The following is a 24,854-nucleotide window of genomic DNA, read 5'->3' as shown; positions in this document are numbered from 1 at the left end:
TGCAGGGAGGGTCCAGTGTTGAATCCGAAAGCGGTCAAACTCTCGCCCGGCCTCTACCTGGTCGCCACGCCTATCGGCAGTGCACGCGATATCACTCTGCGGGCTCTTGATATCCTTGCAAACGCGGATGTTCTGGTGGCCGAAGATACAAGAACACTGCGAAAGTTGATGGAGATTCACGGTGTTCCGCTGGGGGACCGTCAGGTTCTGTCCTATCACGACCATAATGGCGCCCAGATGCGTCCGCGTCTGTTGGGCCTGCTGGAGCAGGGTTTGACGATGGCCTATGCGTCTGAAGCCGGCACGCCGATGGTGGCAGATCCCGGTTTCGATCTGGCCCGCGCCGCCCGCGAGGCCGGCCATCCTGTCACCTCGGCCCCCGGGGCATCCGCCGTGGTCACAGCCCTGACCGTCGGCGGCTTGCCGACCGATCGCTTCTTTTTCGCAGGCTTTCTACCCAATAGCTCGGGTCAGCGGAAAACCGCGCTGCGCGGCTATGCCGATATTCCCGGAACTCTCGTTTTCTACGAATCGCCCAAGCGCATTGGCGCGATGTTGCGCGACTGCGCCGAGGTTCTGGGAGCCGACCGGCAGGCGGCGATCTGCCGCGAACTGACCAAGAAATTCGAGGAGGTGATCCCCGGAACGTTGGCAGATCTGGCCGAGACCTGCGCAGCAAGGACGCTGAAAGGCGAGATTGTCGTGCTGATTTCCCGAAAGTCTTCGGAGAGTATTAACGAAGTTGATCTAGAAGAGTTGATCAAAGAGGCATTGACTCGTCAGTCTGTGAGGGATGCGGCGGATGCTGTTTCGGCAAGCACGGGTCTACCACGACGCCAAGTCTACCAGATGGCCTTGAAATTGGAGCAGAAAGAATGACAGCGTGGTTCGACCCTCGAATAGCCCTTCTTCAGGCGGCACAACTCGATCTGCCTTTGCCGCCCCCAGTGGACAACGCTCGCGCGTCATCCGGTCTTGCCAAGACGCGCCAAGTGCGGGGGCAGACCTCCTATCTGGCAGGTCTGGCAGCGGAAGGCACCGTGGAACGCCATTATATAGCACGCGGGTTGTCCCTTCTGGCCAGACGCTGGCGTGGTGCGCGGGCGGAAATCGATCTGATTTTCGCCGACGGTGCGGCTATTGTTTTTGTCGAGGTCAAGAAAAGCCGCTGCTTCGAAACTGCCTTGCTGTCTTTGGGGTCGGCACAGCGGCGTCGGATCATGCTGGCCGCGACCGAGTTTCTGGGGCGGACCGTTTCCGGACAACTGACCGACATGCGGTTCGATCTGGCCATGGTCAATGATATCGGGGCGCTGGAGATCCTCGAGAACGCGTTTGGTGAGAATGACTGAGGCGCAGGCCATGGTTCGGTGATGGAACGGCAGATGCCAATATCTGCCTTTGTGATTGTCTCGCTCTTCCTGTTGGGCCATGTAAGGGCAAACCTTTAGCGGAGCCGGACATGAAAATCGCCTTTCAGATGGACCCGATCGGGCCGATCAATATCAATGCCGACACGACCTTTCGTCTCATGGAAGAAGCTCAGGCGCGCGGGCACGAGATGTTCTACTACACACCTGACCGCCTTGCCTATCAGGAGGGGCGCGTGACCGCGCGGGGATGGCCGGTGACTGTGCAGCGCGTGCAGGGAGATCATTATCATTTGGGTGACGAGGCAGAGGTGGATCTGTCCGAATTCGATGTGGTCTGGCTGCGTCAGGACCCTCCTTTCGACATGTTCTACATCACCACCACCCATCTGCTGGACCGCATCCATCCCAAAACACTTGTGGTCAACGATCCATTCTGGGTTCGCAACTCGCCTGAAAAACTGCTGGTCCTGAACTTCCCCGATCTGACGCCGCCCACGACCGTGGCGCGCGATCTGGCCACGATCCGCGCATTCAAGGACCGGCATGGCGATGTGATCCTCAAGCCGCTCTATGGGAATGGCGGCGCCGGTGTTTTTCGTCTGACTGCGGATGACCGAAATCTGTCTTCGCTGTATGAACTGTTCACCGGCTTCAGCCGAGAGCCTTTGATTGTACAGAAATATCTGCCAGCCGTGAGCAAAGGAGACAAGCGTGTGATCCTTGTCGATGGCGAGGCTGTAGGCGCGATCAACCGTGTCCCAGCGGCGGGCGAGACACGTTCGAACATGCATGTCGGTGGCCGGCCCGAGAAAGTGGACCTGACCCCCCGCGATCTGGAGATTTGCGCCCGCATCGGTCCGGTTCTGCGGGAAAAAGGACAGGTCTTCGTGGGCATTGATGTGATTGGCGACTGGCTGACCGAGATCAATGTCACCTCGCCCACAGGTGTGCAGGAACTGGAGCGGTTCGACGGGGTCAATATCGCAGCAAAAATCTGGGAAAACATCGAGGCAAAGCGCGCTTGATCAGGGTCCACCTTCCTTGATCCCCACCAGACGGTAGCTGACAGCCTCGGCGATATGGTAGCTTGTCACGCTGTCACTGCCCGCCAGATCCGCGATGGTGCGCGCGACACGCAAAACGCGGTGATAGCCCCGTGCGGTCAAGCCGAAACGTTCGGCCACCCGCCCCAACAAGGCGCGTCCGGCCGCGTCTGGCGTAGCGATATTGTCCAGAACAGCACCTTCGGCATCCGCATTAAGGCGCATCCCCTCGCCAGTCTTGAACCGCGCGGCCTGTATCTCCCTTGCTGCAGCAACCCGCAGGGCCACACAGTCGGAACTGTCACCCGATGCGGGCAGGTCCAGATCGGTATACGCGACCGGCGGCACCTCGACGCGCAAGTCGAAGCGGTCCATCAAAGGCCCGCTGATGCGCCCGATATAGTCTTCGCCACAGACCGGCGCACGGGTGCAGGCGCGGGCCGGATCGGTCAGATAGCCGCATTTGCAGGGGTTTGCCGCAGCAACAAGCATGAACCGGCAGGGATATCTCACATGGGCATTGGCGCGCGCTACCATCACTTCGCCTGTCTCGACCGGTTGCCGCAGCGTTTCCAGCACCCCGCGTGGAAACTCGGGAAACTCGTCCATGAACAGCACCCCATTATGCGCCAGACTGATCTCGCCAGGTTTGGCGCTGCGTCCTCCGCCCACGATCGCCGCCATCGAGGCCGTGTGATGAGGTTCGCGAAACGGACGTGCGCGGGAAATGCCGCCTTCATCCAGAAGGCCAGCCAGTGAATGGATCATCGAGGTTTCCAACGCCTCGACCGCGGTCAGGGGCGGCAGGATACCGGGTATGCGGGCGGCCAGCATGGACTTGCCCGATCCCGGCGTGCCGATCATCAGCAGATGATGGCGTCCGGCCGCGGCAATTTCCAGCGCTCGTTTGGCCCGTTCCTGACCTTTCACGTCGCGCAGACAGCGCGTACCGCTGTCGGACCTGACCTCTCCGGGGTCAGCGGGAGCAATCGGCGACTGTCCGGTGTAGTGGCGCACCACATCCATCAACGACCCCGCTGCGATGACCTGACAAGCCCCGACCCACGCGGCCTCGGCCCCAGATGCGCGCGGACAAAGCAGGATGCGGTCTTCTTCCGCAGCGGTCATCGCCGCAGGCAATGCGCCCAGCACACCGATGAGCGAGCCATCCAGAGACAACTCTCCCAGTGCGGTTGTCCGCTCCACAGCATCCGGTGGCACGATTTCCAAAGCGGCCATAAGCGCCAGCGCAATCGGCAAATCAAAATGGCTGCCTTCCTTGGGCAGATCGGCGGGCGATAGATTGATCGTTATCCTTTTGCTGGGCAAGGCAATGCCCATCGCGCTCAGCGCGGCGCGCACGCGGTCGCGTGCCTCGCTCACGGCCTTGTCGGGCAGACCCACGACCGAAAAGGCGGGCAGTCCGGGCGTGACCGCGCATTGCACTTCGACAGTGCGGGCCGACACACCTTCGAAAGCCACCGTATAGGCGCGCGCCACCATGTCCCGCTCCCGGATTGCAACAGGGTTAATGATTAGGCTGCACAGCTTTCAGAAATGTTAACAAATACAGGGCAGGCTTCTTCTTGCGGCAAATATCCTGGGGGTGTCCCGCAGGGACATCGGGGGGCAGACCAGCCCCCGCATTCTTGCAATCTGTCAGGGCAGGTGGTTAATTCGCAGGATCTGCCATCCATCATCCGCGTGATGCAGTTCGGTTACCGACAGGTTGTCGATCCGGTGCGAGAAAGCCTCGTAGGCGCCGATTCCCAGAGCTTTTTGCAACTGAGTCAGGATCACACCGAAATGCGCCACCACCACGATATCCTGCGTCGGATGGGCCGCCAGCAGGCGGTTGACGGCGCGGTCTACCCGCGCCGTGACCTCGTGCCAGCTTTCGCCACCGGGCGGTCGGATATCACCGGGCTCGTCCCAATAGGCGTGCAGCCTTGCCTGATCCTCGACCTCGTCGAAACGCGCCAGCTCCCACGCGCCGAAATGGATCTCGCGCAATTCCGGATCATGCGGCAGGCGTTGCCGCTGTCCGGCAATAGCGTCCGCAGTCGCACTGGCGCGCACCAGATCCGAGGAGATCACTACTGCCTTCTGCGGTAACAAGGTCGACAGGCGTTCCAGTTGCGCGCTGTCGGACAGATCGGCAGGCAGATCGGACCAACCGACCATGGATTTCGCATGGGTCGGCCCGTGGCGGACCCAGAAAAAGCGGCTCATGATTTTGCCTGTGGTATCTGGCCCTTCAGCACCAGCGGAAGCCCTGCCATGACGGCCACCACCAGACCTGCCTGTGACGCCAACCGCTGGTTCAACTCTCCCTGCGCTTGGCGAAAACGTCGTGCCAGCGCGTTGTCGGGCACGATACCTGCGCCAACCTCGTTGCTGACAACCACTACTGGGGCCGCGCAAACTTCCAAAGCCTCAAGCAGAGACGCGGATTGCTTATCAAGATCGCTTTCGGCCAGCAGATGATTGCTCAGCCAAAGTGTCGCACAATCCAGCAACACGGTCTGATCAATGCGGGCTGCCTGCAACGCAGGCAGCAGGTCAAGCGGTGCTTCGACAGTTAGCCAGCCGGTCCCGCGGGTCTCGCGATGACGGGTAATTTTGGCCTGCATTTCAGCATCCCAAGCCTGTGCTGTGGCCAGATAAACGGGCTGCAGAAGCGTTTGCAGTACAAGCTGTTCCGCCCAAGCCGATTTGCCCGAGGCAGCGCCTCCCAGCACAAGGGTCAGCTTTGGTAACATTGAAGAACCATCTTTAGTGATCCGATCGGCGTTAGCATCCGTAGCACCTTCTATACAAATAGAACCTGGCCAACTAGCGCAGATGGCGCGGCTGGCCACATCCTGGGGGTAGATATGGCACTTGACGCACCAAATGACATGACCCTGTCGCGGAAGGCAATGAAAGCGGAACTGCTTGATGCTGAAACCGAACTGAAACTCGCCTATGCATGGCGCGATCAGCGTGACGAGGCCGCATTGCACCGCCTGATCACGGCCTATATGCGCCTTGCGATTTCGATGGCGTCCAAATTCCGGCGCTATGGCGCGCCGATGAATGATCTTATCCAAGAGGCGGGTCTTGGTTTGATGAAAGCTGCCGACAAGTTCGATCCCGATCGCGGTGTGCGTTTCTCGACCTATGCAGTGTGGTGGATCAAGGCGAGCATTCAGGATTACGTGATGCGCAACTGGTCGATGGTGCGGACGGGCTCCACTTCCAGTCAGAAATCGCTGTTCTTCAATTTGCGTCGGGTGCAGGCGCGTCTTGAACGCGAAGCGCAATCGCGTGGCGAGGTGTTGGACCGTCACCAGATGCGCCAGATGATTTCGACCGAGATCGGCGTGCCCTTGCATGATGTCGAGATGATGGAAGGCCGGCTGTCCGGTTCCGATTTCTCGCTGAACGCGACCCAATCAGCCGAGGATGAAGGCCGCGAATGGATCGACACGATCGAGGATGAAGGTTCGCAGGCGTCAGAGATAGTCGAGACTGCGCACGATACCGAAGCACTGCGGAATTGGTTGCTTGAGGCTTTGGGCGCCCTGAATGACCGCGAGCGTTTCATCGTGCGGGAACGCAAGCTGCGCGATAGTCCGCGCACCTTGGAAAGCCTTGGCGAAGAACTGGGCCTGTCCAAGGAACGTGTCCGGCAACTGGAAGCTGCGGCTTTCGCAAAGATGCGGAAAAAACTGGAAAGCCAGTCGCGTGAGGTGCAAGACTTTCTTGTATGAGAATTCTGTCGCTGATTTTCGTATTTCTGGCTGGGCCCGCAATCGCGGGCCCTTTGCCTGAAACCCTGCTTGCGACTGTTGCGGGCGCATCCGTTGTGATCGTGGGCGAGGTCCATGACAATCCGGCCCATCACGAGGCGCAGGCCAAGCTTGTGCAGCAGATTGCGCCGCGCGCCATCGTGTTCGAGATGCTGACGACAGCACAGGCGGTCCTGGTCACGCAAGACAACCGCGCGGATCAGGCTTTGCTGGAAACGGCCCTCGGATGGGCTGATAGCGGCTGGCCCGATTTTGCGATGTATTACCCGATTTTTGCGGCGGCCCCTTCTGCCGAGATCTATGGCGCGGCCGTCCCGCGCGACGCGGCGCGGGACGCGATGCAGGCTGGCATTGTAGAAAGCTTCGGTCCTGATGCAGGCGCCTATGGTCTGTCCGATCCCCTGCCCGAAGATCAGCAAAGCGCACGGGAAGAGTTGCAGCAAACCGCCCATTGCAGCGCGATGCCGCCCGAAATGTTGCCGGTGATGGTCGATCTGCAGCGCCTGCGCGATGCAGTGCTGGCGCGCGAAACCCTGCGCGCATTGGATGAAACGGGCGGTCCGGTCGTGTTGATCACGGGAAACGGCCACGCGCGGCGCGACTGGGGAGTGCCGGCATATCTGGCATCCCTCAGGCCCGATCTGAATGTGGTAACCATCGGTCAGCAGGAAGACGGCACTGGGACCCCCGGCGGTTTTGATGCGGTATTGTCGGCACCTGCGGTCGAGCGTCCCGATCCTTGCGAAGCGTTTCGCAATCGCGGCTAAGCGCGCGCCCTTGTCAGCCTGCAGCGCCGGTTCTACTGTCGCCCAACAATGGCGGAGGCTCGGCATGCTGCGCGGCAAGAAAATACTTCTGATTATCGGCGGTGGCATCGCAGCCTATAAATCGCTTGATCTAATCCGACGCTTGCGCGAACGCGGCGCATCGGTAACGCCTGTGTTGACAAAGGCAGGGGCCGAGTTTGTGACTCCGCTTTCCGTGTCAGCGCTGGCAGGTGACAAGGTGTTCACCGACCTCTTCGATCTGACCGACGAGGCCGAGATGGGCCATATCCAACTGTCGCGCAGCGCTGATTTGGTGGTGGTGGCACCTGCAACCGCCGATCTGATGGCGAAAATGGCGCATGGCCACACCAATGATCTGGCATCAACCCTTCTGATGGCGACCGATACACAGGTACTGGCGGCGCCTGCCATGAATGTGCGGATGTGGGATCATCCCGCAACGCAACGCAACCTGTCTCAACTCGGCGCGGACGGTATCCTGTTTGTCGGGCCGAACGATGGTGACATGGCCTGCGGTGAATTCGGTCCGGGACGTATGGCAGAACCGCTCGAGATTGTTGCGGCTATCGAAAGTACGTTGGTGCAGGGGCCTTTGACGGGCAAGCGTATCATCGTGACGTCCGGCCCCACGCATGAGCCGATTGATCCGGTGCGCTACATCGCCAACCGTTCGTCCGGCGCGCAGGGCACAGCGATTGCGCGCGCCTTGGCAGCGCAGGGGGCGGATGTGGTGTTTGTGACGGGGCCAGCCGATGTGCCTCCGCCTGCTGGCGTGCAGGTCGTGCGGATCGAAACCGCGCGGCAGATGCTGCAAGCGGTCGAAGACGCGCTGCCCGCCGATGCGGCCGTTTTTGCCGCAGCCGTGGCGGACTGGCGGGTTGCATCGGCTTCAGGGTCCAAGATCAAGAAAGATGCGGGCCGCATGCCGGTGCTGGAATTCGCGGAAAACCCCGACATTCTGGCCCGCGTCAGCCAGCGCAAGGCAGACCGTCCCGCGCTTGTGATAGGCTTTGCCGCTGAAACCGACAATGTGATCGCCCATGCCGAAGCCAAGCGCGCCCGCAAAGGCTGCGACTGGATTGTCGCCAATGACGTCAGCCCCGCGACAGGCATCATGGGGGGCACGGAAAACGCTGTGCATCTGATCACAGCCGACTCGCGCGAGGATTGGCCGCGCATGTCCAAACAGGACGTCGCCAACAAACTGGCACAGCGTATTGCAGAGGCCCTGGATTAGCCGCAGCTATCATTGCGGGTCAGTTCCCCGACATCCCTCAGCGGTCCTAGATCGCGGCTGCTCAATGCCCCGTTCTGCCAATGCACCGCAACCATCCGCCGCCAGTCGGACGCGGCGAGGATGGCCTCGGTCCGACCGTCGCAACTGCGGACAGTGCCGGAGATCGTCTCCTCGCCGATCCGGTGATTGGTCACACCGGCCAGTGAAGCCTGTTCGACCAGCCTGTCACCTTCCAGCCCCACAAGACGCAAAACCTTGCCCAGATGCGGTGTCTCTACATAGGCGATCTCGATCGCTCCATCGCCGGTGAAATCGCCTGCGCCAAAGGGGGCCAGCCAGCGGAAGCGAGTCCCGATGAAATCTGTCGCGGCAATCATCCGGAACAGGGGCGCCGCTTCTTCTTGTGTATCGCGCAACGTCCATACCGTCAGCCGCGCGCCTAGGTTCTCGTGGCTTTGCACGACAACGATCTCGGGCCGACCATCTCCGGTGATATCCCATAGCCGCGGGGCCACATCCTCGAACACCAGCGGTGCGGGCAATGTCAGCCGCGCCGATACTCTCGCCTCAGGGCAGCCTTCGCATATCTGTGCCTCGACGGTGAGTGTGGTGAAAGACGGGATTCGCCCAAGAACACCATGGGGATAGCGGTCGGTCGGGTCTGACAGGCTGGCAGAAAGGGGCCAAGGCATGCTTGTAGGCCCAGTATAAGGTGCCCCAGTGGACGTTATCTTGGATATTTCGGCGACAGCCTGAGTGGTCACCATTGAAAGTAGGCCCAATAATGTCAGACAAATTGATAAAAGACGGAAGATAATGTTCATTTGTTGTGCCTAAGCTGGATTTTTTGCAACAAAACACTTTCCGGAAAAAATTATTGCTGCTCAAAACGAAACAGTTCTGACAATCGCCGTGCCGGTTTCAGAATAGACCTATTCGCCAAATCTGCACAGGACTAGCTCTGAGTGGCCAATCAAGTTCAGGTGATACAACCGCGCTGCGGCAATGCCCCAAGCCCGCTTAAATGCCCTGTGCCTTGCAACGCGGTCCCTTTCGGTTATGTCTCTTGTGACCGAGTGTATCAGGCCCGTCAGGGGCCAAAGCCTGCAAGGGGCGTTTCATGTTGACAATCCGCTGCATCAGAACTTCACAGGCCGATCCTGCCATTGCCTTGCCAAGTTATGAAACCTCTGGTGCGGCTGGCGCCGATTTGCGTGCGAACTTCCCTCCACAGGACCGCGCGGGCATCACACTTGCCCCCGGCGCGCGCGCTCTGGTGCCGACGGGCCTCAGCCTCGAGATCCCCGAAGGCTACGAGGCACAGATCAGGCCCCGTTCCGGTCTTGCGCTGAAACATGGCATCACGCTTCCCAACAGCCCCGGTACGATTGACAGCGACTATCGCGGGCCTGTGGGGGTGATCGTGATGAATGCCGGTGCCGATCCGTTCCACATCGCCCACGGTGAGCGTATCGCACAGATGGTCATTGCGCCGGTCGTGCGCGCCGCTTTCGATCTGGTCGACAGACTGGACGACACCGATCGCGGGCAGGGCGGTTTCGGCTCGACTGGGCGGGGGTGATCCATGGCTCTGGTATTCGTCATGGCGGGCGTGCTTTGGGGGATCGGTGCCTTCATGGGCGCGCCCCGCCGCATCCGCTGGACCATGATCGGCTTTCTTTGGGCCGGTGTTGTTGTGATCCATCTGACCCTGCCCGCAACGGCGTCGCTGCGCCTGTCCACGGGCGGTAGCGCGGCCCCTTGGTTGCTTCTGGGCGGTTTCGCGGCCTTGATCATGCTTTACCGCGCCGCTCTGACGCGCCTGCGCGCACGTGCAGACAATGCCGCGCCGCATGACAAGACTACTAAGGTGCAAGGTCTATTTTCAGAGACCGAGCTTGGCCGCTATTCCCGCCATATCGTGCTGCGCGAGGTGGGTGGCGCTGGCCAGCGCCGGATCAAGGATGCGCGTGTTCTGGTAATCGGCGCTGGGGGTCTTGGTGCGCCAGCGCTGCTCTATCTAGCAGCGGCGGGCGTGGGCACGATCGGGGTGATCGACGATGACGTGGTGGACAGTTCCAACCTGCAACGCCAGATCATCCACAACGATTCCGCCATCGGCATGCCCAAGGTCTTCTCTGCCGAGGCTGCATTGCGCGCACAAAATCCCTTTGCCACGGTACACCCCTATAATCGCCGCCTGACGGCCGATATCGCGGCGGATCTTTTCGACGACTATGATCTGGTGCTGGATGGTACCGACGATGTGGCGACCCGCTATCTGGTCAATGCCACGGCGGTGGCCTTGGGCAAGCCGTTGATTTCCGGCGCGCTATCGCAATGGGAAGGGCAGATTTCTCTGTTCGATCCGGCACGCGGCGGTCCCTGTTATCAATGCATTTTCCCGCAGGCCGCCGCAAAAGGGCTGGCCCCGTCCTGTGCCGAAGCCGGTGTGATCGGCCCCTTGCCAGGTGTGATCGGCGCAATGATGGCGCTTGAGGCGATCAAGCAGATCACAGGCGCAGGGCAGGATTTGCGCGGGCGTCTTCTGATCCATGACGCGCTGCATGCCGAACACCGCACCATCAAGATACATGCGCGCCCCGACTGTCCGGTCTGCGCTGCGTCCCGCCCCAAAGGAGAGCTTTCCGATGACCAACCCGCTGCTTGAGACATGGACAACGCCCTTCGGGCTGGCACCGTTCGACCGGATCAAGGATACCGATTTCGCCCCCGCCTTTGACGTCGCACTTGCCGCTCATGAGGCGGAGATCGACGCGATTGCCGGTGATCCGCAAACGCCCGACTTCGACAATACTGTGGGCGCGCTGGAAGCGGCGGGCAAATCGCTGGATCAGGTTCTGTCGGTTTTCTACGCCGTGGCAGGTGCTGATAGCACCCTAGCCCGCGAGGAGTTGCAACGCGCCTTCTCGCCCCGTCTTGCGGCCCATTCCGCAAAGATCACGGCCAACAAGGCGCTGTTTGCCCGTGTTGCCGATCTGTGGGCGCGCCGCGACGCGCTGCAACTGACCGATGAGCAGGCCCGTGTCCTGATGCTGACGCATCGCGGTTTTGTCCGCGCGGGTGCCGCCCTGACAGGGGCCGAGGATGCGCGCATGGCGGCGATCAAATCGCGGCTTGCCGTGCTGGGCACGCAGTTCACGCAGAACCTGCTGGCGGATGAACGCGCATGGTCGCTGCCACTGGCCGAAGCGGAACTGGCAGGTTTGCCGGATTTTCTGGTCTCGGCGGCCCGATCTGCGGGGCAGGAAAAAGGCATGGACGGGCCGGTGATCACGCTGTCGCGCTCGCTGATCACACCTTTCCTGCAATTCTCGCCGCGCCGTGATCTGCGCGAGGTGGCGTGGCGCGCTTATGTGGCGCGCGGGGCCAACGGGGGCGAGACCGACAACCGTGCTATTTCTGCTGAAATCCTGTCCTTACGTGCCGAACGTGCGGCCTTGTTGGGCTATGACAGTTTTGCAGCCTACAAGCTGGAAACCGAAATGGCGGGCAATCCTCAAGCCGTGCGCAATCTGCTGATGGATGTCTGGTTGCCTGCCCGTGCACAGGCTGAAGCGGATGCTGCTGTGCTGGAGCGGATGATGCATGCCGATGGCGTCAACGGTGATCTGGAACCTTGGGACTGGCACTTTTATGCATCCCGCCGCCGTCAGGCCGAGCATGATCTGGACGAGGCGACGCTGAAGCCCTACCTGCAGCTTGACCGTATGATCGAGGCTGCCTTTGCCTGCGCCAACCGGCTGTTCGGTCTGGACTTCACGCCGCTGCAACTGCCGCTCTACCATCCGGATTGCCGCGCATGGGAAGTGACCCGCCAAGGCCGGCATGTGGCGGTTTTCATCGGCGACTATTTCGCGCGCGGATCAAAACGCTCTGGCGCATGGTGCTCGGCCATGCAGTCACAGGCCAAATGGCCTGAAACCCGCAGCCCGATCGTGATCAATGTGTGCAATTTTGCCAAGGGTGATCCCGCGCTGCTGTCTTATGACGATGCGCGCACACTGTTCCACGAATTCGGCCACGCCTTGCACCAGATGCTGTCGGATGTGACCTATCCCTCGGTGTCGGGCACATCCGTCGCCCGCGATTTCGTGGAACTGCCAAGCCAGCTTTATGAGCACTGGCTGGAAGTGCCTGAAGTATTGGCCGAATTCGCGACCCATGCCGATACCGGCGCGCCGATGCCGCGTGATATGCTTGACAGGCTTCTGGGGGCTGCCACCTTTGATATGGGGTTCCAGACAGTAGAATATGTCGCGTCGGCGCTGGTCGATCTGGCATTTCACGAGGGCACACCGCCGACTGATCCGATGGCGCGTCAGGCGGATGTTCTGGCAGAGCTTGGTATGCCGCGCGCAATTGCGATGCGCCATGCCACACCGCATTTCGCGCATGTGTTTTCGGGTGACGGATATTCCAGCGGCTATTACAGCTACATGTGGTCCGAGGTAATGGACGCTGATGCTTTCGCGGCCTTCGAGGAGGCAGGCGGCGCGTTCGATCCCGAACGGGCGGAGGCACTGGAAAGCTTCATCCTGTCAACGGGCGGATCGCGCGATCCGGCCGAGCTTTACATCGCGTTTCGCGGCCGCCTGCCGGGGGTTGAGGCTTTGCTAAAAGGGCGCGGGCTCGCGGCCTGACTTTGGGCAAAAGCAACAGGCAAACCCCTTTCCCAAGGGATTTGCCGCCTCTGCTTTCTGAGCCGATCAGATTTTCTGGTCGTATTCGCCGACGCTGGGTTCGGTGCGGATGACTGCATCTATTTCTGCAAAGATGGCGCGCATTTCGGCCTCGCTTTCGGGGCTTTCGCAGACAACAACCAGATTGGGCGTGTTCGACGAGGCCCGGACCAGCCCCCATCCGCCATTGTCCAGAATGACCCTCGCACCGTTGACGGTCACGACCTGCGCGATCTTGCGACCTGCCAGCGTTTCACCTGCCTCGTGCTTGGCGACCAGTTTAGCCACCAGACGTTCCAGCACATCGTATTTCTCGGTATCGCCGCAATAGGGTGACATCGTTGGCGTGGCCCATGTCTGCGGCAGGGCGCGGCGCAGGTCGGACATCGACATATCGGGGTTGCGGTCCATCAGCTTGCAAATTTCCACCGCGACGCGCATGCCGCAATCGTATCCCCGCCCGATTGGACTGGCGAGGAAATAATGCCCCGATTTCTCGAACCCTGCCAGCGCGCCCAATTCCTTGACGCGGCGCTTCATATGGCTGTGTCCGGTTTTCCAGTAATCCGCTTTGACGCCCTGTGCGATCAGTTCGGGGTCCGATGCGAACAGGCCGGTCGATTTCACATCCGCGACAAAGGTGCTGCCGGGATAGAGTTTCGACAGATCGCGCGCCATGATGACACCCATCTTGTCGGCAAAAATCTCTTCACCCTCGTCATCGACGACACCGCAGCGGTCGCCGTCCCCATCAAAACCCAAAGCGAAATCCGCACCTGACGCTTTGACGCTGTCCGACATGTCATGCAGCATTTCCAGCGCTTCGGGGTTCGGGTTGTAATGCGGAAAGGTATAGTCCAGCGCGTTATGGCTGGGGATCACCTCGACACCCAGACGGGCGAACAGTTCCGGCGCAAAGGCCGATGCCGTGCCGTTCCCTGTCGCGCAGACGACGCGCAGCTTGCGGGTCATGCGGAAATCGCCCACCAGATCATCAAGATAGGCGTCGCGCACACCTTCCACGAATTCATAGGCACCGCCGGGGGCGGCTTCACCCTCGCCGTTCAGCACGATATCGCGCAACTCGCCCATCTCGTCGGGGCCGTGCGTCAGGGGGCGGTCAAAGCCCATCTTGACCCCGGTCCAACCATTGGGGTTGTGGCTGGCTGTCACCATTGCCACAGCGGGCACATCCAGATGGAATTGCGCGAAATAGGCCATTGGCGACAGGGCAGGGCCGATATCCTTGACCGAGATCCCCGCCTGCATCAGCCCTAGGATCAGGGCGTTCTTGATTGATAGCGAATAGTCGCGATAGTCATTGCCCACCGCGATGACCGGCGCGATACCGCGACGGCGCATCTGTGTGCCCAGACCAAGACCCAGCGCCGTAATGCCGGGCAGGTTGATCTGGTCGGGATATTTCCAGCGCGCATCATATTCGCGAAATCCGGTTGGCGTGATCATCGGCACCTTCAGGAAATCCCAGGTGTTCTGCGCGACGGTCGGGAGTGGTTTGTGCACGTTACAATTCTTTCTGTGTCAAATGCGGATCGGGTTTGATTTGGCAAGCCTGTCAAAGGCCATGAGGCTGGTGATCAATGCGTCCATCTGGCCAAGCGGGATCATGTTCGGACCGTCCGATGGGGCATTATCGGGGTCTTCATGGGTTTCGATAAACACCGCCGCGATCCCCAAGGATACGGCCGCGCGCGCCATCACGGGGGCGAATTCGCGCTGGCCGCCCGAAGACCCGCCCTTGCCCCCTGGTTGCTGTACGGAATGCGTGGCGTCCATCACCACTGGATATCCCGTCGCGGCCATCTGGGGCAAGGCGCGCATATCTGCCACCAGCGTATTGTAGCCGAAAGACGTGCCGCGCTCGGTCAGAAGGATACGGGTATTGTCGGTGCTTTCGATCTTGCTGATCACATTGGGCATGTCCCAAGGGGCCAGAAACTGGCCCTTTTTTACATTGATCGCAGCACCCGTCCGGCCCGCAGCCAGCAGCAGATCGGTCTGGCGGCACAGAAAGGCCGGTATCTGCAGGACATCGCAGACTTCAGCCACGGGCGCGCATTGTGCCTCGTTATGTACATCGGTCAGCACGGGCACGCCCAGCCTGTCCTTGACCATTTGCAGCACGCGCAACCCTTCGTCCAGACCCAGTCCGCGCTGGCCCGAAACAGATGTGCGGTTGGCCTTGTCGTAGCTGGCCTTGAAGATGAACTGCGCGCCCGCTGCCTCGCAGATATTCTGCATCCGGCTGGCAATCATCAGCGCGTGATCGGCGCTTTCCAACTGGCAAGGGCCGGCGATCACGGTCAAAGCTGCGTCATTACCGACGCCAAGCGCGCCTATGGGCAGGGTCAACATATCAGCTTGAGACCTGTTCGCGCAGGATGGACGCCGTGAGTGAGATCATCAGGTAAACCCCCGAGAAGATAAGAAAGGCCAGAATCGTGTTTTCGAACGCCCGCGGATATGTCGCCTCGTCGGGGGCCACCGGTCGCACGCTTGTGGTCAGGTATCGCACCTGACGGTTGGCCTCAAGCTCGGTCTGCTTCTCGTTTTGCAGTGCTGATTGTAGAAACAGGTCGGCGGTCGCCAGATCGGCCTGCGCCATCTGGATTTGCGCGCTCATGGCGGCCAGAGAGCTTTGTCCTTCGGTAGCATTGTTCAGTCTGTCATTCTGGCGATCCAATTCATCGCGCAGCAGGCGCACTTCGGATCGCAGCGCGTCCACGCGTGCCTGATTAGGGCGGGCGTTGTTCAACTGCGAATTCAGCGCCAGTTCCTTTTCCTGAACCTGCAACTCGACCGTGTTGATCAGTGCACGGATGCTGGCAATTTCGCCCTGTGGATCAAGGATCGAGTTTTCTTGCAGCGCAACAAGCCTTTCCTGCGCCTCGCGTCGCTCGGCTTTGGACAGCTCCAGACTGGCGCGAGCGTCACGCATCTGGTCCTCGCGCTTGCGGCGTGACAGTTCATCAACGCGCTCTTCGGCATAATCAATGAGATGCGATGAGAACGCGGCGCTGACCTCTGGATCGGCCGCGATTACCTCCATACGGATCACACCTTCGGTCGGATCATAGCCTATTTTCACGTTCTTTTTGTATATCTTATAGGCCGCCTCGTCCGAGGCATCGGGGTCCAGCCGTTGGATCGGGTCGATCCACGACTGTTTGAAATGCTCCTTGAAGCCCAGATCCTCGTTCAGCCGGATCATCGCGTCGCGCGACTGCAGGTAGGATTGCACCGCGATACTGTCCTGATTTGTGGCGAATTGCGTCCCGCTCAGCAAACCGCCCAGGCCTGAGCCGCCCTGTGCATCCGCTTGCAGGATCAGAAACTCTGACTTGGTCGCGTACATTTGTGTGGCATGGGAGAAGTAGTACCAACCTGCAAGGAGCGTCGGCAAAAACACGAAAGCGGATAGCCGAGTCAACAAGAGCAGCAGCTTGCGCCGCCGACGGCGTGCAATGTCACGCTGGATGTCGACGATATCGCGGGCGCGCCGTTCGGCGGGGCTGACCTCGGTCGAGGGCAGATATGGATTGTTCGACGGCATTGTCTGTGGCAGTTGCACCCGACCGATGGGCATGGGTTGTTGCGCGGCTGGACGTGCCGGTGGGGGTGCGCCCTCGTCGTCGGCCTCGTCATCGCGTGGCATGACCAGATCCAGCATGGTTGCCCGCTGGAATGGATCAATCCCTTCGGCGCGCAGTAGCCTGACGGCATCGAAATCCGAGGTCGGGGCCAGCCCGTGTTTCTGTGCCACCCGCCGTGCCATGCGCAACTGACGACCGGTCAGCCCCTCGCGCCGGATCGCGTCGATCTCTGTTCCGGCATCGGCAAAGGATGTGGTCGTGACCATATCGGAGACATCCGGCCCTGCGTCGTCGGGAATAGGCGACATTGCGGGGTCCTGCCGCCGCTGCGGGGCGGGATCGCTGAACCTGTCATCTTCGTCATAGGACCGGAACCGTTCGTTTGGCTGTTGCGGGATCAGCGGGGTTGGCCCGACGCTCCGCAAAGTTTCGGGTTGGCCCTGCGCCTCGCCTTCGGGGAGGCTGCGACGGATACGGAATTTTCTAGCCTTGGGTTTGGTAATCATAGAGCTCTTTCGCTTCTTCCAAGGTGTCAAACATATGCAGCTTGCCGTCCATCAGAACGGCCGCTGAACGGGCAAACTTCTCAAGCACTTGTGGCTGGTGCGATACGATGATCACGGTCGTCGTGCGAAGTCTCTCGCGCAGGATCTCGCCGGCTTTGCGGTTGAACTCGGCATCGGTGGAACTGGGCATGCCTTCGTCGATCAAGTAGATGTCGAAATCCAGCGCCAGCATCAATGCAAAGGAAAACCGCGCCCGCATCCCCGAGGAATAGGTGCCAAGCGGTTGTTCGAAATATTCCCCCAGATTGCACAGCCAGCGGCAGAATGCCTCGACATAGTCGGGGTCCAGACCATAGAGGCGCGCGATGTAGCGGCTGTTTTCAACTGCGGAAACCCGCGAGACAACACCGCCCATGAAGCCAAGCGGAAAACTGATACGCGCGTCACGGCGGATAAAGCCCTCATCCGGCTTTTCCAGTCCTGCCATCATGTTGATCAAGGTTGTCTTGCCGGTGCCATTGGGGGCCAGAACGCCTAGAGAATTGCCCAGCTCCACACGAAAGCTGACACGGTCAAGGATTACCTTGCGCTGCATGCCCGTCCAGTAGGACTTGCTGACATTCTCAAATTCGAGCATTCATTGCTCCGGTCTGCTCCTGCCTACCCTCTTAGGGGGGTAGTGTTAACTCTTAACTAGCAAATCCTGCATGCAGTTATCGAGCCATAAATGCTGCATGACAGATTTAAACGGCCAAATTATGGCTACTGACATCAGATATACCTGATTGTTGTAGTCTTGACCAAGCGCAAGTTGCAGGCCAAGCGGCTGGCGGTCCAGTCTCGGGCTGGCTGTTGCATGGAGGCGTGCTAGTCTTGGAGGCATGAAAGCGGCACCTTCGACACTTGCACAAGGCATATCGGCCTGCACCATTTGCGCGCCACGCTTTGCGGCCACGGCAACCGGACATGCGCCGCGCCCCGTCGTCTGGTTCAAGCCCAAGGCGCGGTTGCTGATTGCGGGGCAGGCGCCGGGGATGCGGGTGCACCAGTCTGGCAAACCGTTCGACGATCCTTCCGGCGACCGGCTGCGTGACTGGCTGGGGCTGACAACGGACCAGTTCTATGACCAAAGCAGGGTGGCCATCGTGCCGATGGCCTTCTGCTTTCCGGGCTATGACAGCAAGGGATCGGACCTGCCGCCGCCGCCGGTCTGCGCACGCACATGGCACGCGCAGGTAATGGACGGGCTGCCCCAGATCCGTTTGCGTGTTCTGGTGGGGGGATATGCCCATCGCTGGCATCTGGGTGCAAAGGGGTCAGTCGCGCAGAATGTGGCAGCGTGGCGCGACCACGCGCCCGGGGTTTTCCCCTTGCCTCATCCGTCATGGCGCAATACCGCTTGGCTTCGCAAAAATCCGTGGTTCGAGGCCGATATCCTGCCCGCGCTACGCCACGCTGTCCGGAGTGTGATGGATGACTGATCTGACCCCGCTTGATACCGCCCATGCCGCGATGGAGGCCGCGCCCGACGAGGATGCGGCGCGTTTGCGCTTTTATGAAAGACTGGCGGATTGCGAGCTGTTTGTGCTGCTGACCCAAGAAGCCGAGGGCGACAATATCTCGCCCGAGGTGTTTGACCTGGCCGATGAAAGCTTTGTTCTGGTGTTCGACCGGGAAGACCGCTTGGCGCAATTCGTGGGCAAGCCTGCACCCTATGCCGCCTTGTCAGGGCGGGTGATTGCAGGGCTTCTGGCGGAACAGGGGATCGGCATGGGGGTCAATCTTGATGTAGCACCGTCATCCATCCTGATCCCGCCGCAGGCCGTCGTCTGGCTGGCGGGCACGCTGGGAAACGCGCCCTCCGAGGCCGAGGCCCGGATCGAGGCATTGGCCCCGCCGCGGGGTCTGCCCGATCTGTTGCTGACATCGCTTGACGCCAAACTGGCCAGCGCTGCGGGGCTGGCGGATGCCGCTTATCTTCTGGGTGTGACCTATGAGGGTGGCAGCAAAGGTCATGTGCTGGCTTTTGTGGATGCGGCACCGGGGGCGCAGGGGGCACTGGCCAGGGCCGTGGCCGAGGCCCTGACATTTTCTGGTATCGAAGCTGGGGCGCTGGACGTGGCGTTTTTCAGGGCTTCCGAGCCGATGTCCGCAAGGCTGGCGCAGCACGGCCTGCGTTTTGATCTGCCCCAGCCTGTCGAAACCGTGCAAGAGGTTTTGCGGATGGCGCCCGGATCGGACCCAGCCAAGCCGCCGATATTGCGCTAGACCTCAGTACCCCAAGCCCCGATCCACCAGATGCAAAAACGGCTCTGAGGCTTCACCGCGCCGGACGTTTTCCGCGATGACCCGCGAAGCGGAGGAGGGCCGCGTTTCGGATGCGATATGCGGTGTCACCGTCACGGATGGATGCGCCCAGAAATCGTGATCCGCAGGCAAGGGCTCGATGCGGAACACATCCAGCGTGGCATGGCCGATCTGTCCGCTGTCAAGTGCAGACAGAAGGGCTGCATCGTCGATCAATGCGCCGCGTCCGGGGTTGAGGATCACAGCCCCGCGCGGCATCAGCGCAAGACGTTCCGCATTCATCAGGTCTTCCGTGGCTGCTGTCAGGGGAAGTAGCAAAACTGCAATTTCGGCGGTGGCCAGGGCCTGTTCCAGTCCGTCGGCCCCATGAAGGCAACGCACACCCTCGACGTCATGCGGGCCGCGGCTCCAGCCGGTGACATCGAAACCCAGACCTTTCAAAGCCCGGGCGCAGGCTGATCCCAACGCGCCAAGGCCCAGAACCGTGACACCGCGATCCTCGGCCAGTGGCGGGATCTCTTTTGTCCATGCGCCATTCAGCCCGTGGATATGGCTGTCCATGCCCAGATGATGCCGCAGCACATGCCCAGTCACCCATTCGATCATGCCTTGGGTCAAGCCGTGATCAACCATCCGCGCCAGTGGCTGGGTCAGGGTCTGGTTGCCAACCACATTTTCGACCCCCGCCCACAGGTTCAAAACGGCCTTGCACCGCGTATAGGGCGTGAAATCCTGTACCGTGCTGTTGGGCGCATAGACGATGTAATCCACCTGATCCGGCGCGAAATCACGCGCCAGATTGGCCGACACACCCTTTTCGGCAAGGGCTGTCTTCAACGGTGTTTCATAGGCGGCCCAACTGTCTGCCTTGGCTGCGAAAAGAATGTTCACGGTCATAGAGTCCTGCCTTGATTGGGGCGGTGAAGGTAATCCCGGTTAAAGGGATCAGCGGGGTTTGTGGATATGCGCGCTTTGTATCAGCCCGAAAGCGACCATCAACACCAGCATGGCCGATCCGCCGTAGCTGACCAAGGGCAAGGGCACACCGACGACAGGGGCCAGCCCCATCACCATCGACATGTTGACGGCGAAGAACAGGAAGAAGGTCCACGCGATACCCAGCGTCAGCAACGACGAATAACGGTCCTTGTTGGACAGCGCCGAAGCAACGCAGAAGAGGATAATCAGCGCATAAAGTCCCAGCAACGAAACCCCGCCGATAAAGCCGAATTCCTCGGCCAGAGTGGTAAAGATGAAATCGGTATGTTTCTCGGGCAGAAAATTCAGGCGGCTTTGGGTGCCCTGCATATAGCCGCGCCCTGTCCAGCCGCCCGATCCCAACGCGATCTTGGCCTGTGTGATATGATAACCGGCGTTCAGCGGGTCTTGGGCAGGGTCCAGAAACGTGTCGATCCGGCGGAACTGGTAGTCTTTCAGCAACTGCCACGATGTCCCGCGCGATTGTAGAACGGCCCCGATAAGCCCGATACCCGAGGCCACGACCGCCGCAAAATAGCCCCAGTGAACGCCAGCGACAAACATCAGCCCACCGCCACCGAAAACCAGCAGAAGGGCCGTGCCCAGATCCGGCTGTGTCAGTACCAAGAATGTCGGAAGAAGGATAAAAAACAAGGGCACTGCCACCCAGAATGGATGCGAGACTTTTCGCATCGGCAGCCAGTCGTAGTAAGCCGCCAGAAACATCACCAGCGTGATCTTGGTCAGTTCGGACGGCTGCAGACGCATGAAGCCCAGATCAATCCAGCGCTGCGCGCCCATGCCGGTTGTCCCGAAAAATTCGACTAGGATCAGCAGCACAAGCGATATCAAATAGGCCAGCGCCGCCATATTGCGCCAGAACCAGATCGGCACCATTGCTACGAAAAACATGACGGCAAGACCCAGCGCAAAGCGCTTCATTTGCGGCTCGACCCAAGGTGTAAAACTTCCACCCGCTACGGAATAGAGCATCAGAAAACCGATACAGGCCACCGCTGTCACCAGCAGCACGACCGGCCAGTTCATATAAAGAACCTTGCGAACGCCGGAGGGTACCGTTTTGACGGTATATTCAAGATAGCTCATGCGCGGTCCTGCGCTGGGCTCTGCCTTTGTGGCCGCTCGCGGCGCAGTCTTTCCTGCAAGGCCTGAATACGGGCGCGGTCACCTTCGGGATAGGCCTCCAGCGGCGGATCACCGTTGAACAGCGCCTGAAGGGTGATGTCGCGCGCAATGGGTGCGGCCACGGCCGACCCGCCGCCACCATGTTCGACTACAACAGACACGGCGATGCGCGGATTGTCATAAGGTGCATAATTGACGAACAGCGCATGGTCGCGCCGTTCCCATGGCAGATCCTCGTTGCGGATCACGCCCCGCGCGCGTTCGGCGGCTGTGATGTTGCGGACCTGACTAGTGCCGGTCTTGCCCGCCATGCGAAAGCCGTCCGAGATGATGCGACTTCCATAAGCTGTGCCACGCCGGTTATTGGTCACTTCGAACATCGCCCGCCTGATGGCCCGCATATGGTTTTCGTTGAAACCCAGCGGTTCGGCATCGGCCACGGGCTGTTCGATGCCGTCAATGCTACGGATCAGGCGTGGTTCGATCTTGCGACCGACCGCCAGACGCGCGGTCATCACCGCCAGATGCAAGGGCGATGTCAGCACAAGACCCTGCCCGATCGACGCGTTGACCGTATCGCCAACCACCCAGTCCTGACCAAAGGCTTCCCGTTTCCACTCGCGCGTGGGTGCGCGGCCGCGTGCCACGGCGGACATCGGCAGATCGAAGCGTACGCCGATGCCCAGCTTCTCGGCCATTGCCGACATGGCGTCGATGCCGACCTTCAGGGCCAGATCGTAGTAATAGACGTCACAGCTTTCGCGCAGTGCCGTTTCAAGGTTCATATGGCCATGCCCGCTGCGTTTCCAGCAATGGAAACGGCGGCCTGATACCTCCATATGACCCGGGCACCAGACCGTATCCTCGGGCGTGATCACACCTGCATCGAGCGCGGCCAGGACGGTCACCATCTTGTAGGTCGATCCCGGCGGATAGAGTCCCTGCACCGACTTGTTGGCCAAAGGGCGGTAGGCATCTTCTGTCAGCTTGGAATAGTCAGCGACAGAAATGCCGCGCACGAACAGATTGGGATCGAAGCTGGGGGCTGACGAGATCGCCAGCAAATCGCCTGTGGCACAATCCATCACGACCGCAGCGGCGCTTTCACCGCCAAGTCGCGCCTGCACATAGCTTTGTAGCGCATTGTCGACGGTCAGTTGGATATTCGAGCCGGCCTTGCCTTCCTGACGGTCCAGTTCACGCATCACACGACCGGCGGCGTTGACCTCGACCCGTTTGGTGCCGGCCTTGCCCCGCAGGATCTCTTCTTGTCGCGCCTCAAGTCCGACTTTGCCGATCTGGAAACGTGGAATCCGCAACAGGTGGTCCGGATTTTCGATCCGCTCGAGGTCATAATCGCTGATCGGGCCAACATAGCCCACCACATGCGCGAAATCCGGCCCGACCGGATAGGCGCGGGATAGTCCCACTTCCGGTGTCACTCCGGGCAGGGCAGGGGCATTGATCGCCACTTTCGAGATATCGTCCCAGCTGACGCGATCCGCCACGGTGACCTGCGTGTCGCCACGGCTTTCGCGCATCTCGGTCAGGGCTCGTTGCTGGTCGGCTTCGCTCAGGTTGATCAGCGTGGCCAGCCGCTGCATGACCGTGTCGATATCGCCGGCATCCTCGCGCACCATGATGATACGGTAGCTGGGCTGGTTCTCGGCTATCGGCAGCCCGTTTCGGTCGTAGATCTGGCCGCGTGCAGGGGCAATCAGGCGAATGCTGATCCGGTTCTCCTCGGCCAGTACGCGAAACTGGTCGGCCTGTTCGACCTGCATATAGCGCATCCGCAGGCCAAGAACACCCATGAAGGCAAGCTGCGCCCCGCCCAAAACAAGACCACGTCGTGTAATCCGGCGTGCCGATTCAGCGCTGTCCTTCGGGTGCCTTCTCATATCCGCTGTCCCAGCCTGTCCAGATCACCGGGGGCTGCCTTGCGGACCCCGAAAACCAGTTGGGTTATCATGACGACCAAGGGGTAGCAGATCAAGGTCATCGCCACATGGATGATCGTCAACCCAAGCGGGGCCTGCGGGATCATCAAAACCGCTAGAACCAGACGGTTAGCTAGCGAGAGGCTCAGGAAAACACCCGCCACAGCCAGCCATTCCATCAAGAAAGATTGATCACGCAGATTGCGCGCCCGGGTCTTGAGGGTCTGTGTGCCCAAAACCATCAAGGCGGCAAAAAGACCGGGGGGGCGTAGAAACAGCAGATCGGCCAGCAGAAACACCAGACCGACCGTCAGCGCAGGGACGAATTCCGGCCGACGCAACACCCATGCAAAGGTCAGCGCAACCAGCAGATCAGGTCCAGCCCAGACGCGTGGCTGGAAATCTAGTGGTAGCAGCTTGATAAAGATCAACACCAGCGCCAGCGCCAGAAACATCCCGCGCATACCCCAGATCCGCGCGGCTACGCCCTCAGCCATTGGTCTCCTCCGTTCCGCTCAGCGCCTCGCCCGCGTCCGGCAGTGCGACAGGCGCATTGCGCGGCAGCGCAGGGGCGATCAGCCCGCCGGGATCGCGGATCACCTCGGTTCCCGGATTTCGCAGGACTCGCAGAAACTCCAGCCTTTCGTAATCCGCAGCAAGAATCACACGCAACCGCCCACCTGGATCGGCGGCAACCTGCCCGATCAGCAGGCCTGCGGGAAACACACCGCCATCACCGGACGAGACCACACGGTCACCGGGGCGGACCAGATCGGAATCCTCAAGAAACGAGATCGGCGGGGCAGGTGTGTTGTCCCCCTGCACGATGGCGGTCTGTCCCGAAGGCTGGATTGTCGCCGGAATCCGGCTGGCAGGGTCGGTGAGAAGGATCACGCGGCTGGTATCGCGCCCGACACCCGAAATCCGGCCCACCAGTCCGATCCCATCCATCGTGGCCCATCCGTCAATGATTCCGTCGCGGGCGCCCACATTCAGCAGGACAGACTGACGGAAGGGTGATCCGCTATCGGCCAGCACAACCCCCGTCACGAAGGTCAGTCGCGGGTCCAGCCGCACCTTGTTGAGATCCAGCAAGCGCGCGTTTTCCTGCTCAAGCTGCAGCGCCGCCTCTTTCCAGGCTTTCATGCGCTGCAATTCGTTCCGCAAATCCTGATTTTGTTGGGCAATACGCTGGTAGCTCTGGAAATCGCGCATCAGGTTCACGGTCGCGGTCACAGGAGCCATCGCCCAGTCGAAACTGGGCACCACGCGGTCCACGACTGCGGCGCGGAACCGCTCGACCCGGGGGCTGTCGATGCGCCAGACAAGAAACAGACCGATCAGGCACAGCACAAGAACCCCGACAAGCAGGCGCTTGAGCGGTCCCAGAAAGTCATCGGCCTGTGATCTGTCCTTTGCCAAGGT

General features: G+C 60.6%; 24 protein-coding genes. 11 read left to right on the top strand and 13 right to left on the bottom strand.

Translation table 11 applies throughout. The features are described 5' to 3' along the window. Positions 1 to 18 precede the first annotated feature (18 nt). The 3 genes from rsmI (at position 19) to gshB (ending at position 2,398) form a co-directional block, all read left to right on the top strand. Positions 19 to 879, top strand: a complete 861-nt coding sequence (gene rsmI / locus K7H22_RS14365; RefSeq protein ID WP_230801647.1) for a 16S rRNA (cytidine(1402)-2'-O)-methyltransferase — start codon at positions 19 to 21, stop codon at positions 877 to 879. Beyond that, entirely contained in the window at positions 876 to 1,352 is a 477-nt protein-coding gene (locus K7H22_RS14360) for a YraN family protein (RefSeq protein ID WP_230801560.1), read from the top strand. Before rsmI ends, K7H22_RS14360 begins: the two co-directional genes overlap by 4 nt. Positions 1,353 to 1,462: 110 nt before the next feature. Continuing rightward, positions 1,463 to 2,398: a glutathione synthase gene (gene gshB / locus K7H22_RS14355; protein ID WP_230801559.1), complete on the top strand. Its 936-nt coding sequence runs from the start codon at positions 1,463 to 1,465 to the stop codon at positions 2,396 to 2,398. On the opposite strand, the gene K7H22_RS14350 is transcribed toward gshB, so the two are convergent. From K7H22_RS14350 to cobU, 3 genes are all read right to left on the bottom strand, one after another. Next, entirely contained in the window at positions 2,399 to 3,919 is a 1,521-nt protein-coding gene (locus K7H22_RS14350; protein ID WP_230801558.1) for a YifB family Mg chelatase-like AAA ATPase, read from the bottom strand. A gap of 156 nt (positions 3,920 to 4,075) precedes the next feature. Further along, complete coding sequence (locus K7H22_RS14345; RefSeq protein ID WP_230801557.1) at positions 4,076 to 4,648, bottom strand: histidine phosphatase family protein; 573 nt, start codon at positions 4,646 to 4,648, stop codon at positions 4,076 to 4,078. Then, complete coding sequence (gene cobU / locus K7H22_RS14340; protein WP_230801556.1) at positions 4,645 to 5,178, bottom strand: bifunctional adenosylcobinamide kinase/adenosylcobinamide-phosphate guanylyltransferase; 534 nt, start codon at positions 5,176 to 5,178, stop codon at positions 4,645 to 4,647. The genes K7H22_RS14345 and cobU overlap by 4 nt, the downstream gene beginning before the upstream one ends. Before the next feature lie 114 nt (positions 5,179 to 5,292). Between cobU and K7H22_RS14335 the strand changes: the two genes are divergently transcribed. From K7H22_RS14335 to coaBC, 3 genes are all read left to right on the top strand, one after another. Next, positions 5,293 to 6,171 (top strand): RNA polymerase factor sigma-32, encoded by an 879-nt coding sequence (locus K7H22_RS14335; RefSeq protein WP_230801555.1) that lies wholly within the window; start codon positions 5,293 to 5,295, stop codon positions 6,169 to 6,171. Continuing rightward, positions 6,168 to 6,977: a ChaN family lipoprotein gene (locus K7H22_RS14330; RefSeq protein ID WP_230801554.1), complete on the top strand. Its 810-nt coding sequence runs from the start codon at positions 6,168 to 6,170 to the stop codon at positions 6,975 to 6,977. The genes K7H22_RS14335 and K7H22_RS14330 overlap by 4 nt, the downstream gene beginning before the upstream one ends. A 64-nt stretch (positions 6,978 to 7,041) precedes the next feature. Then, positions 7,042 to 8,235, top strand: a complete 1,194-nt coding sequence (gene coaBC, locus K7H22_RS14325; RefSeq protein WP_230801553.1) for a bifunctional phosphopantothenoylcysteine decarboxylase/phosphopantothenate--cysteine ligase CoaBC — start codon at positions 7,042 to 7,044, stop codon at positions 8,233 to 8,235. On the opposite strand, the gene K7H22_RS14320 is transcribed toward coaBC, so the two are convergent. Continuing rightward, complete coding sequence (locus tag K7H22_RS14320) at positions 8,232 to 8,927, bottom strand: FG-GAP repeat domain-containing protein (protein WP_230801552.1); 696 nt, start codon at positions 8,925 to 8,927, stop codon at positions 8,232 to 8,234. The two genes, coaBC and K7H22_RS14320, sit on opposite strands and share 4 nt — an antisense overlap. Positions 8,928 to 9,355: 428 nt before the next feature. On the opposite strand from K7H22_RS14320, the gene dut reads away from it, so the two are divergent. Genes dut through K7H22_RS14305 form a run of 3 tightly spaced genes read left to right on the top strand, consistent with a single transcriptional unit; the run spans position 9,356 to position 12,899 of the window. Next, a complete protein-coding gene (dut, locus tag K7H22_RS14315; RefSeq protein WP_230801551.1) occupies positions 9,356 to 9,817 on the top strand; it encodes a dUTP diphosphatase in 462 nt (153 codons plus the stop codon). A gap of 3 nt (positions 9,818 to 9,820) precedes the next feature. Continuing rightward, complete coding sequence (locus tag K7H22_RS14310; protein ID WP_230801550.1) at positions 9,821 to 10,906, top strand: HesA/MoeB/ThiF family protein; 1,086 nt, start codon at positions 9,821 to 9,823, stop codon at positions 10,904 to 10,906. After that, positions 10,887 to 12,899: a M3 family metallopeptidase gene (locus K7H22_RS14305; RefSeq protein WP_230801549.1), complete on the top strand. Its 2,013-nt coding sequence runs from the start codon at positions 10,887 to 10,889 to the stop codon at positions 12,897 to 12,899. Before K7H22_RS14310 ends, K7H22_RS14305 begins: the two co-directional genes overlap by 20 nt. Positions 12,900 to 12,965: 66 nt before the next feature. Here K7H22_RS14305 and K7H22_RS14300 read toward each other — a convergent pair whose 3' ends face one another. From K7H22_RS14300 to K7H22_RS14285, 4 genes are read right to left on the bottom strand one after another with little or no spacing between them, the layout of a single operon-like run. Beyond that, positions 12,966 to 14,462, bottom strand: a complete 1,497-nt coding sequence (locus K7H22_RS14300; protein ID WP_230801548.1) for a phosphomannomutase/phosphoglucomutase — start codon at positions 14,460 to 14,462, stop codon at positions 12,966 to 12,968. A gap of 18 nt (positions 14,463 to 14,480) precedes the next feature. Further along, complete coding sequence (gene kdsA, locus K7H22_RS14295) at positions 14,481 to 15,314, bottom strand: 3-deoxy-8-phosphooctulonate synthase (protein WP_230801547.1); 834 nt, start codon at positions 15,312 to 15,314, stop codon at positions 14,481 to 14,483. Between the two features lies 1 nt (position 15,315). Next, positions 15,316 to 17,058 (bottom strand): capsule biosynthesis protein, encoded by a 1,743-nt coding sequence (locus tag K7H22_RS14290; protein WP_230801546.1) that lies wholly within the window; start codon positions 17,056 to 17,058, stop codon positions 15,316 to 15,318. Beyond that, entirely contained in the window at positions 17,036 to 17,695 is a 660-nt protein-coding gene (locus K7H22_RS14285) for an ABC transporter ATP-binding protein (protein WP_230801545.1), read from the bottom strand. Before K7H22_RS14285 ends, K7H22_RS14290 begins: the two co-directional genes overlap by 23 nt. Before the next feature lie 244 nt (positions 17,696 to 17,939). On the opposite strand from K7H22_RS14285, the gene K7H22_RS14280 reads away from it, so the two are divergent. Both K7H22_RS14280 and K7H22_RS14275 read left to right on the top strand, forming a co-directional pair. Continuing rightward, positions 17,940 to 18,539 (top strand): uracil-DNA glycosylase family protein, encoded by a 600-nt coding sequence (locus K7H22_RS14280; RefSeq protein ID WP_230801544.1) that lies wholly within the window; start codon positions 17,940 to 17,942, stop codon positions 18,537 to 18,539. Beyond that, positions 18,532 to 19,326 carry an SseB family protein gene (locus tag K7H22_RS14275; RefSeq protein WP_230801543.1) on the top strand — a complete coding sequence of 265 codons (795 nt, stop codon included), beginning with the start codon at positions 18,532 to 18,534 and terminating at the stop codon, positions 19,324 to 19,326. Before K7H22_RS14280 ends, K7H22_RS14275 begins: the two co-directional genes overlap by 8 nt. Positions 19,327 to 19,329: 3 nt before the next feature. Here K7H22_RS14275 and K7H22_RS14270 read toward each other — a convergent pair whose 3' ends face one another. From K7H22_RS14270 to mreC, 5 genes are read right to left on the bottom strand one after another with little or no spacing between them, the layout of a single operon-like run. Further along, a complete protein-coding gene (locus K7H22_RS14270) occupies positions 19,330 to 20,262 on the bottom strand; it encodes a 2-hydroxyacid dehydrogenase (RefSeq protein ID WP_230801542.1) in 933 nt (310 codons plus the stop codon). A gap of 48 nt (positions 20,263 to 20,310) precedes the next feature. After that, on the bottom strand, positions 20,311 to 21,450 hold the full coding sequence (gene rodA / locus K7H22_RS14265; RefSeq protein ID WP_230801541.1) for a rod shape-determining protein RodA: 1,140 nt from the start codon (positions 21,448 to 21,450) through the stop codon (positions 20,311 to 20,313). Further along, positions 21,447 to 23,390, bottom strand: coding sequence for a penicillin-binding protein 2 (gene mrdA / locus K7H22_RS14260; RefSeq protein WP_230801540.1), 1,944 nt, complete (start codon positions 23,388 to 23,390; stop codon positions 21,447 to 21,449). The genes rodA and mrdA overlap by 4 nt, the downstream gene beginning before the upstream one ends. Then, complete coding sequence (locus K7H22_RS14255) at positions 23,387 to 23,926, bottom strand: rod shape-determining protein MreD (protein ID WP_230801539.1); 540 nt, start codon at positions 23,924 to 23,926, stop codon at positions 23,387 to 23,389. Before K7H22_RS14255 ends, mrdA begins: the two co-directional genes overlap by 4 nt. Beyond that, a complete protein-coding gene (gene mreC, locus K7H22_RS14250; RefSeq protein WP_230801538.1) occupies positions 23,919 to 24,851 on the bottom strand; it encodes a rod shape-determining protein MreC in 933 nt (310 codons plus the stop codon). Before mreC ends, K7H22_RS14255 begins: the two co-directional genes overlap by 8 nt. Positions 24,852 to 24,854 lie beyond the last annotated feature (3 nt).

The organism is Seohaeicola saemankumensis, assembly GCF_021021435.1.
Taxonomy (GTDB): Bacteria; Pseudomonadota; Alphaproteobacteria; order Rhodobacterales; family Rhodobacteraceae; genus Seohaeicola.
This window is presented reverse-complemented; position numbering and strand designations above follow the sequence as displayed.